The organism is Flavobacterium adhaerens, from assembly GCF_040045115.1.
Lineage (GTDB): Bacteria > Bacteroidota > Bacteroidia > Flavobacteriales > Flavobacteriaceae > Flavobacterium > Flavobacterium adhaerens.
This window is the reverse complement of the sequence record NZ_JBDLZX010000005.1, coordinates 316,418-329,929: the sequence shown is the minus strand read 5'-3', so window position 1 is coordinate 329,929 and position 13,512 is coordinate 316,418. Positions and strand designations below refer to the sequence as shown.

Here is a 13,512-nt window from a genome sequence, read left to right as displayed (position 1 = left end):
AAAAATGATCTTGTATTTGTGAGAATTTGGTGAATCCGAAAAATAAAGCTACTTTAGTCCCAAACCGCTTGTAGCGCGAGAACGTTATATGATATGCTTACCAACAAAACGCAAATGAAACATAACATTCTAATCCTTCTTTCTGTCTTCTTTTTCCAATCATCATTTGGACAAAATAAAGACGAACTTAATCAACAATCGAAAGACTTAATACAACAAGGAAAATATAATGAAGCATTACCAATTTTAAAGAAATCCGCTGAATTAGGGAATGCTGAAGCACAATATAATTACGGATATTTTCTTCAAAGTGGAACCGCCGGAATTAAGAACGAGAAAGAAGCCGTCGAATGGTATAAAAAATCTTCTGACAATGGTTTTAATGACGGACATTATGCGATGATGATGGCTCATGGAAATGGACAAGGAATTGAACAAAACTCAGAAAAAGCTTTTGATTATGCGTTAAAATGTGCGAACAATAATGACGCAACTTGTATGTGGAATGTTGTCAATTGTTATTTGACAGGAAACGGTGTTAAAGCTAATACAACAAAATTTAAAGAATGGATAATAAAACTTGCCAAACTTCCAAACCCCGAAAATCTTGCATTAAGCGGAAATATTACTTCTGCCCGATTAGAAATTGCAAACTTCTATAAAAAAGGAGAATATTTTGAAAAAGATAATTATCAGAGTTATTTATGGTATTTAATATACAATGAATCAAAAGTAGATTTTAGTATTTTACAACAAGAAGATGTAATTAAGCAAATCAAAGAGCTTGAAAAAAGTTTGTCAAAAAATCAAATTGAAAACGCTCCAATAGACGCCGAAAAATTATTAGGTCGCAAACTGAATAAGTTAACTGAACTTTATAAAAACACACTATAAACCGAAAAGCACATCATATAACAGCCGCTACAAGCGATTTGCGGATTTAGTGGAATTACCGTTTTTATTCATATTTTCGTTCAGCAGAAAATACTCTGCTTTCTAACCCGCAAACCGCTTGTAGCGTCAGAACGTTACTGGCTAGTCTGCCGAAATTACGCAGGTAAATTCAATCAGAAAATAAGCATTTCTTTCCGCAGAAAGTTGACAAAACAAAAACGTGAAAGTTGGAATCTGAAAAGCAGACTCGAGCGAAAGCGAATAGGCGAAGCAAACTTGAAAAATTGAAATCTGCCAAACTTACGCAGAAATTTGAAACATGAAAATTGAAATTGACTAGCAGAAACATGAAAAACGGAATCTGAAAATATAAAAATTGACGATCAACAAACTGAATCTAAAAAGCTAAATTGAAACCGAAAAACTGACTCGAGCGAAAGCAAATAAGCGAAGCGAACTTGAAAATTGGAATGTGCCAACAGAAGCGTGAAAAGTTAGCCGTTTAATGGTAATTTCGACTAAAAGACCAGCCAGTAACATGCGTTTGGCAAGATTGCGAATTTTGTGGTAAAATCAAGTTCACGTTTCGCAAGAAATTTTATCTTTAGCAGAAAATAATCGGTTACGAACTTCGCAACCTCGCCAAGCGCAAGACCGTTACTGGCTAGTCTGCCGAAATTACGCAGATAAAAACAATTAGAAAATAAGCATTCGTTCCGCAAGAAATTTAAAAGCAGAAGCGTGAAAATTGGAACTTATCAGCAGAAACTTGAAAAGCTGAAATCTGAAAAACTGAAACGTAAAAGTTGGAATTTGCAAGTGGAAACTTGAAAAGCGGAAGCGTGAAAATTGGAATCTGCCAACAGAAACCTGAAAAGCAGAAACGTCATTTTTTTGCGCAGAATTTTAAAACGAAAAGTAAATAATTGAAAATAAAACGTTGAAAATTACGAACCGAAAATCAGAAACTTGAAAGTTGGATTTTGCCAACAGAAGCGTAAAAATTTGCGGTTTAATCGTAATTTCGACAAAACAAGCCTCCAGTAACAGCCACTACAACGGATTTGGGCATTTGGCTTAATGGAAAGATGGTTTTGTATTTGGGATGATTTGGCAAATCCGAAGAATGGGCTTAATTTAGTCCCAAACCCGCTGTAGTGCCAAGACGTTACTGGCTAGTCTGCCGAAATTACGCAGAAGAAAACAATCTAAAAAAGAACTTTCGTCACGCTAAATTTCCAAGCAGAAGCGTGAAAGTTGGAATCTGCCAACAAAAGCGTGAAAAGCTGAAACTTGAAAAGCAGAAACCTGAAAATTGGATTTTGCCAACAGAAACGTGAAAAATGGAAACGTGAAAGTTGGAATCTGAAAAACTGAAAATTGAAAAAGAAAATATTGAAAAATGCAAACCGAAAAACAGAAACGTGAAAGTCGGACTTTGCCAACAGAAGCGTGAAAAGTTTGCGATTTAATTGTAATTTCGACAAAACGACCAGCCAGTAACAGCGGTTTGGCGTGATTGCGAGTTCAGTGGTAAATTCAAGTTTACGTTTCGCAAGAAATTTATAATTTAACAGAAAATAATCAGTTCCGTACTTCGCAACCTCGCCAAGCCGCGGCACGTTAGCAGAAATTTTATGAAAAACCCGTTTTATAATAAATTACAAAGACTATTTGAAATTGAGATCCCTGAATTTGACGAATTGTATTCACTGCTAAAGTTTAAGGAAATTAAAAAAAATGATTTTGTATTAAAGGAAAACGATACCTGTAAGTTTATAGGATTGTTGGAAGAAGGTATAATGCGAACATTTTATGTGAATGAAAAAGGAGAAGAAGTGAGTTTTCTATTTCACTTCAATCAGCAAATTGAAGATATTGTTTTTACAGATTATGAAAGCTTTCTTTTGGGTACAAAATCAAAACTAAATATTCAAGCCCTTGAAAATTCAAAAGTTTGTTTCATTAGTATTGATGATTGGGATAACTTATGTAATAAAAACGTATTCTGGCAATATTTTTCAAAAAAAATGACGGAAAAAGTTTATTTATCTGCAAAAAAAAGAGTTGAGGACTTACTATATTATTCTCCAGAAAATAGATATCTAAAACTTTTAAAAGAAAACCCTCTAATATTCCAAATGATACCACAAAAATATATAGCAAGCTATCTCGGAATTACTCCCCAATCATTAAGTAGAATTCGAAACCGCATTATTACTAAATTAACTTAAGTGAACGTTTCTTTAATTCTCGTTCTATAGTTTTGCGTTATAAAAACAGAATAATAATGACAGAAACAGTAAACATAATTGGAGCAGGAATTGGAGGACTCACAACTGCTTTAACACTGCAACAGAAAGGACTAAATGTAAAGATTTTTGAAAGTTCGGCAGAAATAAAACCTGTTGGAGCGGGAATAATAATGGCTAACAATGCTATGCAAGTGTTTCAAAAACTAGGCATACAAGACAAAATTGGAAAAGCCGGAAACAAAATTTCCTATATGAAAATAACGGATATGCGACTCAACAACATTTCCACAGTTGACCTAACCGAATACGAAAAAAAATACGGTGTTCATACTGTAGCAATACACAGAGGAGAATTGCAAAAAATACTTGCTAACGAAATCGGTCACGACAACATAAATTTATCAAAACGGCTTTCAAAAATTGAAAAAGCAGAACTTTTCAAACTGACTTTTGAAGACAATTCAACCATAGAAAGTAAACTTGTAATTGGTGCAGACGGAATAAGATCAGTAGTCAGGAACCAATTATTTGAAGAAAGTACATTGCGAAATGCAAACCAAAAATGTTGGAGAGGAATTTGCGAAATGGATTTACCCCAAAAATATGATAATGAACTTAACGAAGCGTGGGGAAAGGGAAAACGATTTGGCTTTGTAAAAATTAGTAAGCAAAAAGTGTATTGGTATGCGTTGGTAAATTCTAAAAACATACAACAAGACGTAGTAAATTTAACTGAAATGTTTAGCGAATTTCATAGCGACATCTTAAAAATTATTTCAGCAACAAGTAAAGAGAAAATAATTAGTAGCGACATTATCGACCTCAAACCAATCTACAAATGGCAAGACAAAAATGTTTGTTTGATAGGCGATGCGGCTCACGCTACAACCCCAAATCTGGGACAAGGAGCTTGCCAAGCCATCGAAGATGCTTATATTTTAGGGAAACTGCTTGACAATGGAAATACACTTGAAAATACGTTTAAAGAATATGAAAATGTAAGACGAAAAAAAGCACATATTATTGTAAACACTAGTTGGCAAATTGGTAAAATGTCGCAAATAGAAAATGGCTTTGGAATTTGGTTGCGTAATTTCGCAATGAGAAATTCACCAAAATCTTCCAACAAAAAGCAAATGGATATGATTTTTAACTTAGACTAATATGACTACAATAATCGCAATACTATTAATTACAATTTTTCTATTTCTTTCAGGCCTTCACGTTTATTGGGGGTTTGGGGGGCAATGGGGAAACGGTGCTGTAATACCAACAAAAAACGAAAATGTAAAGGTTATGATGCCAGGTATTGTGCCGACATTTATCGTTGCTTTAGGGTTGTTAGGCTTTGGACTTGTGGTCTCTATGAATGTCGTTGAATTAGACTTCAAACTTCCTGTATGGCTTGATGTAGTTAACAAATATGGACTTTGGTTAATTGCAAGTATTTTTATTTTACGAGCCATTGGTGAATTTAACTATGTTGGATTTTTTAAAAAATACAAACAGACAAAATTTGGACAAAACGACACAAAATATTATTCACCATTATGCTTGACGATTGGAATACTGACACTAATTTTAGAACTGAACAAATAAAAACTTCTGCTAACACGGGTTTGGCAAAAGTGGCGGTTCAGTGCTCCGCAGACACATTTGTGGTTAATCAAAGTTTGATTCTCCGCATCAACATTTGTGGTGAAAATCGCCACCTTCACCAAGACCGAATCCGTTATGGCTCAGTTCATCAGAACTTACGCTGAAAAAGAAATATTAACATTAAAAAAATAAAACTATGACTGAATTACAAGCTGAAAGAATGCTTAACTTATTAATTGAAATAAGCGGAAAACTTACAGACATTTCAAACCAAATATCCTCTGATTATGAATCTGACACTGTAGTCAGTAAATTAAACGATATTAATACTAATCTAATGTTAATGGAAAGTAATACTACTAAAGAATTTTAATAGTATCTGATACTTTATTTTGTAATCTTCTAATAACTTCATTGAATTCCTTTAAAGTCAAACCTTTTAAGTGTTCAAAAATTTCATTTGTGATTTCGACAATTTTATTGTCTTTAATTTCTTGTGACATAATAAATAATTTTAAAAATGCTTCTGACTTAAAATAGGTGCAGAAACTAAACCGAAAAATATGTTGGTTAAAGAACCGAAGGCATAACAGCCATTACACGCTATGCAAGGATTTTGTGGAATTGCCGTTACGCTTTGAAAATTTATAATTAAACAGAAAATAATCGTTACACGAACCCTTGCACATCGTGTAGTGGCAAAACGTTACCTGCAACTGCAAAAGAGAATTGACGCTAAATAAGAACTATGAAAATCATTAAAGACAAAATATTTCTACTTGCTATTTTAACGATTTTGGGAATATTTTATTTAGCAGTTTCAAGAGGAAAATGGAAAACTTACATAATACAAAAAGGAAAAACAGAAAAAAGTATTTCTTTAAGTAAAAACATAAAAATCGAAATTGAAAATTCGATAAACAGTAGCTCAATAATTTCAAATAGTACTGAATTTATAATTTCTAAAGATTGTATTGAGATTGATAGTCTTTCAATAAAAATGGTATCGAATTCTAGTTTACTTAAAAGTGAATTAACAAATACTAAAACAAGAGTTGTAGATATTGAAAATATTGAATTTGATACAATTGGAAACTTAAAAGCAGAAAGTTATTTACCTAACAAAATAACCGAACTATGCGTAAATCAAAGAATTGAAATATCAAACTGGTACAAAGTAAAAGATAAAAACTTAAAAGAATTTAAATTACAATATTTCATTAAAGAGGTTGGAAAAAAACCAATTATAAAAGAAATATATTTAGAAAAAGTAACAAACTTCAATATTATTGGCAGAAATCATTATGACTTTATAATTTTAATCTACCCACTATTGTGGGGATTTTTAGTAATATTAATAGTAATCAAAGTGTGCAAAATATTGAAGAAACGGAATAACGAAAAAGAAACTTAACATAAGCAGCAGCAGGTAACAGTCGTTTGGCGCGATTGGGGTTTTAGGCTCAATGGAAAGTTGGTTTTGTATTTGTAAAATTTGTGTTTAACCGAAAATAATCAGTTCCGTACTTCGCAACCTCGCCAAGCGCAAGACCGTTAGGCGATATTGATATGCAGAATCGGAGAACCTACAACAAGTAAAAAAAATAGAATTAAATATTACATTTAGAATTAGTTTAGTACATTTATTTATAATTAAATATTTATTTTTAATAAAAATATGAGTAAAATCAATACTGCTGTTTATCGAATGACACACATTGAAAATATACCACATATTCTTGAATTTGGTATTACTCAAAAAAAATCTATAAATTCCAATCCAAATTTTGTTAAGGTAGGAGATTTAAGCTTGATTGATAATAGAGATAACAAAATTGTAACTGTTGATAATGGTGATTTCTTAAACTTAAATTCAAAAAGTATTAAATTAGGAGATTTTATACCTTTTTATTTTGGCATAAAAATGCCTATGCTATACATTATGCAAATAGGTGGTAATTTTGTTGAAAAAGCAACTAAACCAGAAGATATAATTTATTTAGTTTGCTCCATTGATAAAATCATTGAAGCAGATTTAGATTTTTATTTTAGCGATGGACACGGCACAAACAATTACACTTCTTTCTATGAAAAAAGTAAAATCGATATGCTAAATGAAATAATTGATTGGAGTTCTATTAAAGCCCAATATTGGGCAGGTAATGAAAATTTAAATGTTAAACGAAAAAAGCAAGCTGAATTTTTAGTCTCAGATGACTTGAATCCCAATCTGATAATTGGCTTTGGTTGTTATAATGAAAATGCTAAAAACCGATTACTAGAAATGGGAGTTGAAGAAAGTAAAATAAAAGTTATTCCTAACGGATATTTTTAATACATTGCAACTATGATAAAATATGTAACTGGGAACATCTTAGATAGTGAAGCAGAAGCGCTTATAAATACCGTAAACACTGACGGTATTATGGGGAAAGGCATTGCTTTGCAGTTTAAAAAAGCATTTCCAACAAATTTTAAATTATATCAACAAGCTTGTAAAGATAAAATTATTGCTATCGGTAAATTATTTATTACAAAAGATAGTAACATTACTTCTGGTACAAAATATATTATAAATTTCCCAACCAAACAGAGTTGGAGAAAACCTTCAGAATATTCATTTATTGAGAGTGGATTAGATGATTTATTAAGAATTTTACAAGCAAATAATATTAAAAGCATTGCAATCCCACCACTTGGTGCAGGAAATGGAGGATTAGAATGGGAAAAAGTAAAAAACATTATAGAAAGAAAATTAAGCAACTTAGATATTGATATTTTAGTTTACGAACCAAATGCAATTATAAAAGAACACTTAAAAACTGAACGCATCAAACTTACAGATGCAAGAGCATTATTATTATATGTTTTATACGATTTAGTAAAAAATGGTGAATATGTATCTGAATTTTCAAGTGAAAAAATATGCTATTTTTTACAAAGATTAGGTGCTAAAAAATATTTTAAATTAAGCTTTACACCTAATTTTTATGGTCCTTATTCTGGTAAAGTTAAATACGTACTAAACATTTTGAATGGAAGCTATATTATGGGATATAGCGATATGAACAAAAAACCATTTGAACCTTTAACATTAGTTGCTGATGGCTATGATGATGTTAAAAAACATATTGAAAACGATGCGGTTTTATTTGACATAGCAAACAAAACAACAGAATTTCTAAATGGATTTTATTCTGATTTCGCATTAGAGTTACTCTCTAGTTTAGATTTTCTGTCTTTGGAACTTAAAACTACCGATATAAATGAATTGACTCAAAAATTAGAGTCTTGGAGCGATAGAAAAAGAAGTTTATTTTCTAATCCAAAATACATTCACATATCTATAAATCACCTACAAAAAATAGATAGTAACATCGCCTAACAGCTAGTAAGCGCAAGTTGGGTATTGGTGACTATTATAAGTCTGTTTTGTATTTGCAAAATTTGTGTTTAATGGAGATAAATCGCATTTTTAATCCCAACCTGCACCTACTACCGGAACGTTATGGCGTATAGCTCCGTGGACGAGAAACAGACGAATTCAATCAGGAATTTTAATTCGGAAAAACTTACCGAAACAGAAACCGAGCCGACCGAAAACGAAAACGAACTTGAATGTTTAATTGTTGCGGACAAACAAAACGTGAACCGCTTTTTGGACAACCGAAAGCGGAATTTTTTGTGTTTAACTGAAGTTAAAAATTCAACTGCTGAAACTAATTGGAACGGAAAATTGGAAGGCGGAAAAACTTGCCGAAATTGGAATCGAAAATCGGAACGGCTAATCGTTCGTGCTTTTCGTCCGTGTCGCAACCTCTCCTAACCCGCGTTTGGCGAGATTGCGAATTTTGTAATAAAAATCACCTTTAAGTTTCGCAAGAAATTTTATCTTTAGCAGAAAATAATCAGTCACGAACTTCGCAACCTCGCCAAGCGCAGGAACGTTACAGGCAAGCGTAGAACCCCAAACCGACAAGATAATTTATCAAGGTAGGTTTTGTTCTCATTTAGCACATTTGGTTTTTCCTAACGCACAATACCACCACTAAAAAACCAAAAGAGCTAAATTTTCCTTCGCTACAAACCCATAGATAGAAAGTACTTCCTACAGTATAAATTTCAAAAAATATCATATAATTTTGAATATTTCGTTGCTGATGTTTTGCCCCTTCTAAAAGAATGATGGATAATTCACTAAAGACTATTGAATTTGTTCTGTGAAACATAGTCATACAGTAGCTCAATAGATTTTATGCGACTGTCTATGATTTCTTTTTTGCGTTCTGCTGTCCATCGCTTTTCGCCAATATTGGCACAGGTAAGATTGATGATGACCGTTACACCTTCAAACGCTTTTTCATCAATAAAACCACGATTCATATCCCATTTGAAAAATTGAATATTTTTTGATGAATTAGGCTTTGGATTTCGAGTTAAAACATGTATAGTATATCCTTTCTCACCCAAAAATGTAATGAGGTGTTTCCCTACAAATCCTGTTCCGCCTGCGATAAGTATTTTATCCATTTGTTTCTGTTTTTTGAAATTAATTCCGGGAAAGCCTGCTTAAACCACACGGTATAATGTGTGGGATTATCCTTGATGTCCGATAAAATTTCTGTTATGCCCATCCATTTAAAATCCTGCACTTCATCTGTGTTAATCGTGGGTGTTGCATTAATATATCCGATAAAAACATGGTCTAATTCATGCTCAATGAGGTTGTTTTCTACCGCTTCGTTGTAAATAAAGGAATAAATCCATTCCAAATCGCAGAGCAAACCCATCTCATCAAGCAGTCTTTGCACCGCACTTGATTTGGTATCTTTATCCTCAGGTTGCGGATGCGAACAGCAGGTATTTGTCCACAATCCGCCTCCGTGGTATTTGTGGCTTGCTCGTTGCTGCAACAGCAATTCGCCTTTATCATTGAAAATAAATACCGAAAATGCCCGATGCAGTTTCCCCTGAATATGGGCATCAAGCTTTTCCATTTCACCCAATGGATTATCGTTTTTATCGACCAATATGACTTTATTTCTTTCCAATTTTCAGCTCTTTTTGTGAATGATTTATTTTACGGCTTCCGCATAAACTCGCAATGCACGTTCTCGTGCAAAAGCGTGTTCAACTATGGGTTTTGGATAATCCTTTGTTCCAAATTCGGGTAGCCATTTTTTGATGTATTCCAGGTTTTTGTCAAATTTTTCGGCTTGTGTTGTTGGGTTAAAAACACGAAAATAAGGTGCAGCATCGCAACCCGAACCTGCTGCCCATTGCCAGTTTCCGTTGTTAGCAGACAAATCGTAATCGTTTAGTTTTTGGGCAAAATATGTTTCTCCCCAACGCCAATCTATCAGCAAATGTTTGCATAAAAAACTCGCTACAATCATCCTAACCCGATTGTGCATATAACCTGTTTCATTGAGTTGTCGCATTCCGGCATCCACAATCGGATAACCAGTTTTTCCTGCACACCAATGTTCAAATTCCTGTTCATTATTCCGCCACTGAATATTGTCGTACTTCGCTTTGAAAGACTGATTGACCACCTTTGGAAAATGATACAAAATCTGCATAAAAAACTCACGCCAAATCAGTTCGCTCAACCAAGTTTGATTGTGTTGAAAAGCAAATTCAACGCATTTACGAATACTGATTGTGCCAAATCGTAATGCAATGCCCAACTGTGTGGTGCGTTGCAAAGCAGGAAAATCCCTGTATTTATCGTAATCAGTTATGATTGACAAATCAAGGATTGGTTTTTCAAAAACCATATCCGTTTTATGAAAACCAATTTCTTTTAGAGAATGGATTTCAGTGAAATTCTGCTTCAAAAAACCAGTATAATCCGCTTCATGAACTTGATAATCCTTTTCTGTCAGCAGTTCTTTCCATTTTTTGGAATAAGGCGTGTAAACCGAGTAAGGCGTTCCATCGTTTTTTACAACATCATTTTTATCAATAATAACTTGGTCTTTGAATGCCTTAAAAGGAATGTTTTGATTTTTGAAAAAGGTATAAATCTCCGTATCTCGCCTTATAGCTTTCGGTTCGTAATCCCGATTACAAAACACTGATTGAATGTCGTATTCCTCAGAAAGTTGTTGGAATATTTCCAATGGTTTTCCATAAAAAGAAGTCAGTTTAGAACCGTATTTTTTCAATTCCAAATTGATTACCAAAAGTGCCTGATGAATGTAATCGACACGTCTGTCTTTTTTGTCTTCCAATTGCTCCAAAATCGTTTCATCAAAAATAAAAATCGGAAACACAGCAAATCCCGAAGCCAATGCCTGACATAAACCTACATTGTCTTCCAACCGCAAATCCCTACGAAACCAAAAAATGGATATTTTATTTTTCATGCAGGAACGGAACTATTTCGCTTTTTTAAAATGTCTTTGATGATGTAAATCAGGATACTGACCAACAGAATAGCTGCTATTGCCAAGGCAACATTATAAACCGTGTCATTTCTATCGTGATTGGCAACCGCAATAGCGACCAATGCCCAAACGGCTACACATGCAAAGGCTACCATTTTTTGTTTCCAAATCATAAATAAGTGAAGCAATCCTGCAATTGAAATCATAATAATAGTCCATGTCGTTTCGTAAATACCGAAACCATTCCATTCGATTTTTACAAGAAAAGCTGCTATATTAGCTATCAGTGCAACCGAAATCCAACCTGCATAAATAGAAAAAGGTAATTTCAGAAATAGATTGGTTTTAACATCATTACTTCTAAATTCTTCTTTGGTATTCCCAATGATTTTGAACAAAGAAACAAGCAAAAAAATCATAATTGGGACGGATAACAGCAAATAGCCATACATCCACGTCACAACCCACAAACTATTGCAAATACAGGAAATCACAAACCACCAGCCGATTTTCTGAACAGTTTTTTCTTTTGTTTCGGAATTTTTAGAGAAAGCACCATAATACAAGACAAAACCAAAAAGTCCTAAATAAATCAATCCCCAAATAGAGAATGCATAACCTGCAGGAGTGAACAAACTAGGATATTTGGCAGAAATCGAAGCCATGGTTTCACCATTGAAAATACCTGTATTGGACAAGTAATTCATCAAGATAGTTACCACTAAAAAAATAACGTTTAATAATTGAAAAGTTTTTTTCATCATGCTTCGATTTTATTTTTTGAAAATAGCTTGAAAAAATACAAGACCAATAGAAATTGTGTATAGCCATAAACAGCGTCTTCGATGGGAATGGTAATCATTCTAATACCAAGAAAATTATTAGGATTGTAATTGACAATTGGTGACTCCAACCCAAAACCCGTCAACACGCCATTTACAGGAAAGAAACCGAGCATCAATACTGAAAACACAAACGATGCCTTGCTAATCCATTTTGCCCTAACAATAAAATGCAGGTAGATTAAAGTTAAAATAGTCGCAATTGCGGTAACCAATGTGTAAATTTTATCGTAATGCAATAAAGCAACCACCGAACAAACAATCACAGTGACAAATACAATCAGGTTATTGAAACCCGAAAGCCATTCCATTTTGTAAAATTTATATAAACAATAATACGTGAACACGCATGAAAATGGAATACAAATGAAAAACAACCATTCTTCCAATGGCAAACCAGCGATTACGATACCAAGAGTATAATCGGTATTGAACCACCAAACGCCCTTTGCTGTAAACCACACATCCCAAGCAATAAACGGAATGGCAACAAGAACCGCAGCCTTGATAAATGCTCCAAAATGCCTATCGAAGCGTAAACGCCTGTCAAATGAGGCAACAAAACAAATAATAGCCGTAAAAAACAGGACTAAAGAGTAGGTATATGCCATCATTTTTTTGCGGAATTAAAATACATTCTAAAATATTTGAAAGGCACATACAAAAAGCCAAAACACTCGCCTTCTTCTTTGCCCAAATGCTTATGATGTTGTTTGTGAGCCCTACGAAGTGCTAGAAAATATGGATTTTTGGTGTGCGTAAACACTTTCAGTCGTTGGTGGATAAAGATGTCGTGTACAAAGAAATAAGCCATTCCGTACAGCATAATACCCAATCCGATAAAGAACAGATAATTGAAATTTTGCAAAGAACCAAAATACATCAAAGCAATGGTTGGTAATGCAAAAATCACAAAAAACCAATCGTTTTTTTCCAGTTCGCCTTCGTTGCTGTGATCGTGATGATCTCGGTGCAAAAACCACAAAAAGCCATGCATCACATACTTGTGAATAATCCAAGTAGCTCCTTCCATAGCGATGAATACGGCTATTGTGATGAGTACATTTATCATTGATTAAAAAGTTTTTCTAAAATGCCGTAACGGTAGTTAAAAATATGGTTGAGTTTGTTTTTGACAAATAAGCTGTGAGTGACAGTACCCAAAATTCCCAAAGGCAATTCATAATCAACAGTATCTTTTACCAAAACGCCTTTTTCATTGGGAATAAATTCGTGAAAATGGTTCCAATATTTGTACGGTCCTTTTTGCTGAAAGTCGGCAAAGCTCTTATTATGTTCTACTTGTGTTATTTTGGTTTTCCATTTCATCGGAATTTTTAGCAAAGGCGATACTTTATATTCAATAATCATTCCTTCGTAAATGGATGCATCCACTAATTCGGATGTTACCACAAAACCCATGTCTTTTGGAGTTATTTTTGCCAAATTAAAGGGCGATGAAAAGAATTGCCAAGCGGTATCAATGTCGCAATTCAGTTGTTGCTCTCTATATAATTGATGTCTCATGTT

Annotated in this window: 17 protein-coding genes; 9 read left to right on the top strand and 8 right to left on the bottom strand. The window is 33.5% G+C overall.

The genetic code is table 11. The features are described 5' to 3' along the window. Positions 1-114: 114 nt before the first annotated feature. The 5 genes from ABEB18_RS09465 (at position 115) to ABEB18_RS09445 (ending at position 5,121) form a co-directional block, all read left to right on the top strand. Entirely contained in the window at positions 115-894 is a 780-nt protein-coding gene (locus ABEB18_RS09465; protein WP_348799057.1) for a tetratricopeptide repeat protein, read from the top strand. Between the two features lie 1,637 nt (positions 895-2,531). Continuing rightward, the gene (locus ABEB18_RS09460; RefSeq protein ID WP_348799056.1) at positions 2,532-3,128 is read left to right on the top strand and encodes a Crp/Fnr family transcriptional regulator; all 597 of its coding nucleotides are present in this window, start codon (positions 2,532-2,534) and stop codon (positions 3,126-3,128) included. A 56-nt stretch (positions 3,129-3,184) separates the two neighbouring features. Then, on the top strand, positions 3,185-4,312 hold the full coding sequence (locus ABEB18_RS09455; RefSeq protein WP_348799055.1) for an FAD-dependent monooxygenase: 1,128 nt from the start codon (positions 3,185-3,187) through the stop codon (positions 4,310-4,312). A gap of 1 nt (position 4,313) precedes the next feature. Beyond that, complete coding sequence (locus tag ABEB18_RS09450; protein WP_348799054.1) at positions 4,314-4,748, top strand: DUF3995 domain-containing protein; 435 nt, start codon at positions 4,314-4,316, stop codon at positions 4,746-4,748. A 196-nt stretch (positions 4,749-4,944) separates the two neighbouring features. Continuing rightward, positions 4,945-5,121 carry a hypothetical protein gene (locus ABEB18_RS09445; protein ID WP_348799053.1) on the top strand — a complete coding sequence of 59 codons (177 nt, stop codon included), beginning with the start codon at positions 4,945-4,947 and terminating at the stop codon, positions 5,119-5,121. Here ABEB18_RS09445 and ABEB18_RS09440 read toward each other — a convergent pair. Further along, positions 5,108-5,251, bottom strand: a complete 144-nt coding sequence (locus ABEB18_RS09440) for a hypothetical protein (RefSeq protein ID WP_348799052.1) — start codon at positions 5,249-5,251, stop codon at positions 5,108-5,110. The genes ABEB18_RS09445 and ABEB18_RS09440 overlap by 14 nt on opposite strands. 245 nt (positions 5,252-5,496) lie before the next feature. Here ABEB18_RS09440 and ABEB18_RS09435 point away from each other — a divergent pair, with 245 nt between their 5' ends. The 4 genes from ABEB18_RS09435 (at position 5,497) to ABEB18_RS09420 (ending at position 8,574) form a co-directional block, all read left to right on the top strand. Further along, on the top strand, positions 5,497-6,162 hold the full coding sequence (locus tag ABEB18_RS09435; RefSeq protein ID WP_348799051.1) for a hypothetical protein: 666 nt from the start codon (positions 5,497-5,499) through the stop codon (positions 6,160-6,162). A 264-nt stretch (positions 6,163-6,426) separates the two neighbouring features. Next, on the top strand, positions 6,427-7,083 hold the full coding sequence (gene darT / locus ABEB18_RS09430; RefSeq protein ID WP_348799049.1) for a type II toxin-antitoxin system toxin DNA ADP-ribosyl transferase DarT: 657 nt from the start codon (positions 6,427-6,429) through the stop codon (positions 7,081-7,083). Positions 7,084-7,095: 12 nt separating this feature from the next. Beyond that, the gene (gene darG / locus ABEB18_RS09425) at positions 7,096-8,133 is read left to right on the top strand and encodes a type II toxin-antitoxin system antitoxin DNA ADP-ribosyl glycohydrolase DarG (protein ID WP_348799048.1); all 1,038 of its coding nucleotides are present in this window, start codon (positions 7,096-7,098) and stop codon (positions 8,131-8,133) included. Positions 8,134-8,256: 123 nt separating this feature from the next. Further along, positions 8,257-8,574, top strand: a complete 318-nt coding sequence (locus ABEB18_RS09420) for a hypothetical protein (RefSeq protein WP_348799047.1) — start codon at positions 8,257-8,259, stop codon at positions 8,572-8,574. Between the two features lie 371 nt (positions 8,575-8,945). Here ABEB18_RS09420 and ABEB18_RS09415 read toward each other — a convergent pair whose 3' ends face one another. From ABEB18_RS09415 to ABEB18_RS09385, 7 genes are read right to left on the bottom strand one after another with little or no spacing between them, the layout of a single operon-like run. Beyond that, complete coding sequence (locus tag ABEB18_RS09415; protein WP_348799046.1) at positions 8,946-9,278, bottom strand: NAD-dependent epimerase/dehydratase family protein; 333 nt, start codon at positions 9,276-9,278, stop codon at positions 8,946-8,948. Next, complete coding sequence (idi, locus tag ABEB18_RS09410) at positions 9,239-9,799, bottom strand: isopentenyl-diphosphate Delta-isomerase (protein WP_348799045.1); 561 nt, start codon at positions 9,797-9,799, stop codon at positions 9,239-9,241. The genes ABEB18_RS09415 and idi overlap by 40 nt, the downstream gene beginning before the upstream one ends. 24 nt (positions 9,800-9,823) lie before the next feature. Next, positions 9,824-11,119: a cryptochrome/photolyase family protein gene (locus tag ABEB18_RS09405; RefSeq protein ID WP_348799043.1), complete on the bottom strand. Its 1,296-nt coding sequence runs from the start codon at positions 11,117-11,119 to the stop codon at positions 9,824-9,826. Further along, positions 11,116-11,904: a TspO-related membrane protein gene (locus tag ABEB18_RS09400; RefSeq protein ID WP_348799042.1), complete on the bottom strand. Its 789-nt coding sequence runs from the start codon at positions 11,902-11,904 to the stop codon at positions 11,116-11,118. The genes ABEB18_RS09405 and ABEB18_RS09400 overlap by 4 nt, the downstream gene beginning before the upstream one ends. Further along, a complete protein-coding gene (locus ABEB18_RS09395; protein ID WP_348799040.1) occupies positions 11,901-12,596 on the bottom strand; it encodes a lycopene cyclase domain-containing protein in 696 nt (231 codons plus the stop codon). The genes ABEB18_RS09400 and ABEB18_RS09395 overlap by 4 nt, the downstream gene beginning before the upstream one ends. Then, positions 12,593-13,054 carry a sterol desaturase family protein gene (locus tag ABEB18_RS09390; RefSeq protein WP_286386458.1) on the bottom strand — a complete coding sequence of 154 codons (462 nt, stop codon included), beginning with the start codon at positions 13,052-13,054 and terminating at the stop codon, positions 12,593-12,595. Before ABEB18_RS09390 ends, ABEB18_RS09395 begins: the two co-directional genes overlap by 4 nt. Continuing rightward, complete coding sequence (locus ABEB18_RS09385; protein WP_348799039.1) at positions 13,051-13,509, bottom strand: SRPBCC family protein; 459 nt, start codon at positions 13,507-13,509, stop codon at positions 13,051-13,053. The genes ABEB18_RS09390 and ABEB18_RS09385 overlap by 4 nt, the downstream gene beginning before the upstream one ends. Positions 13,510-13,512 lie beyond the last annotated feature (3 nt).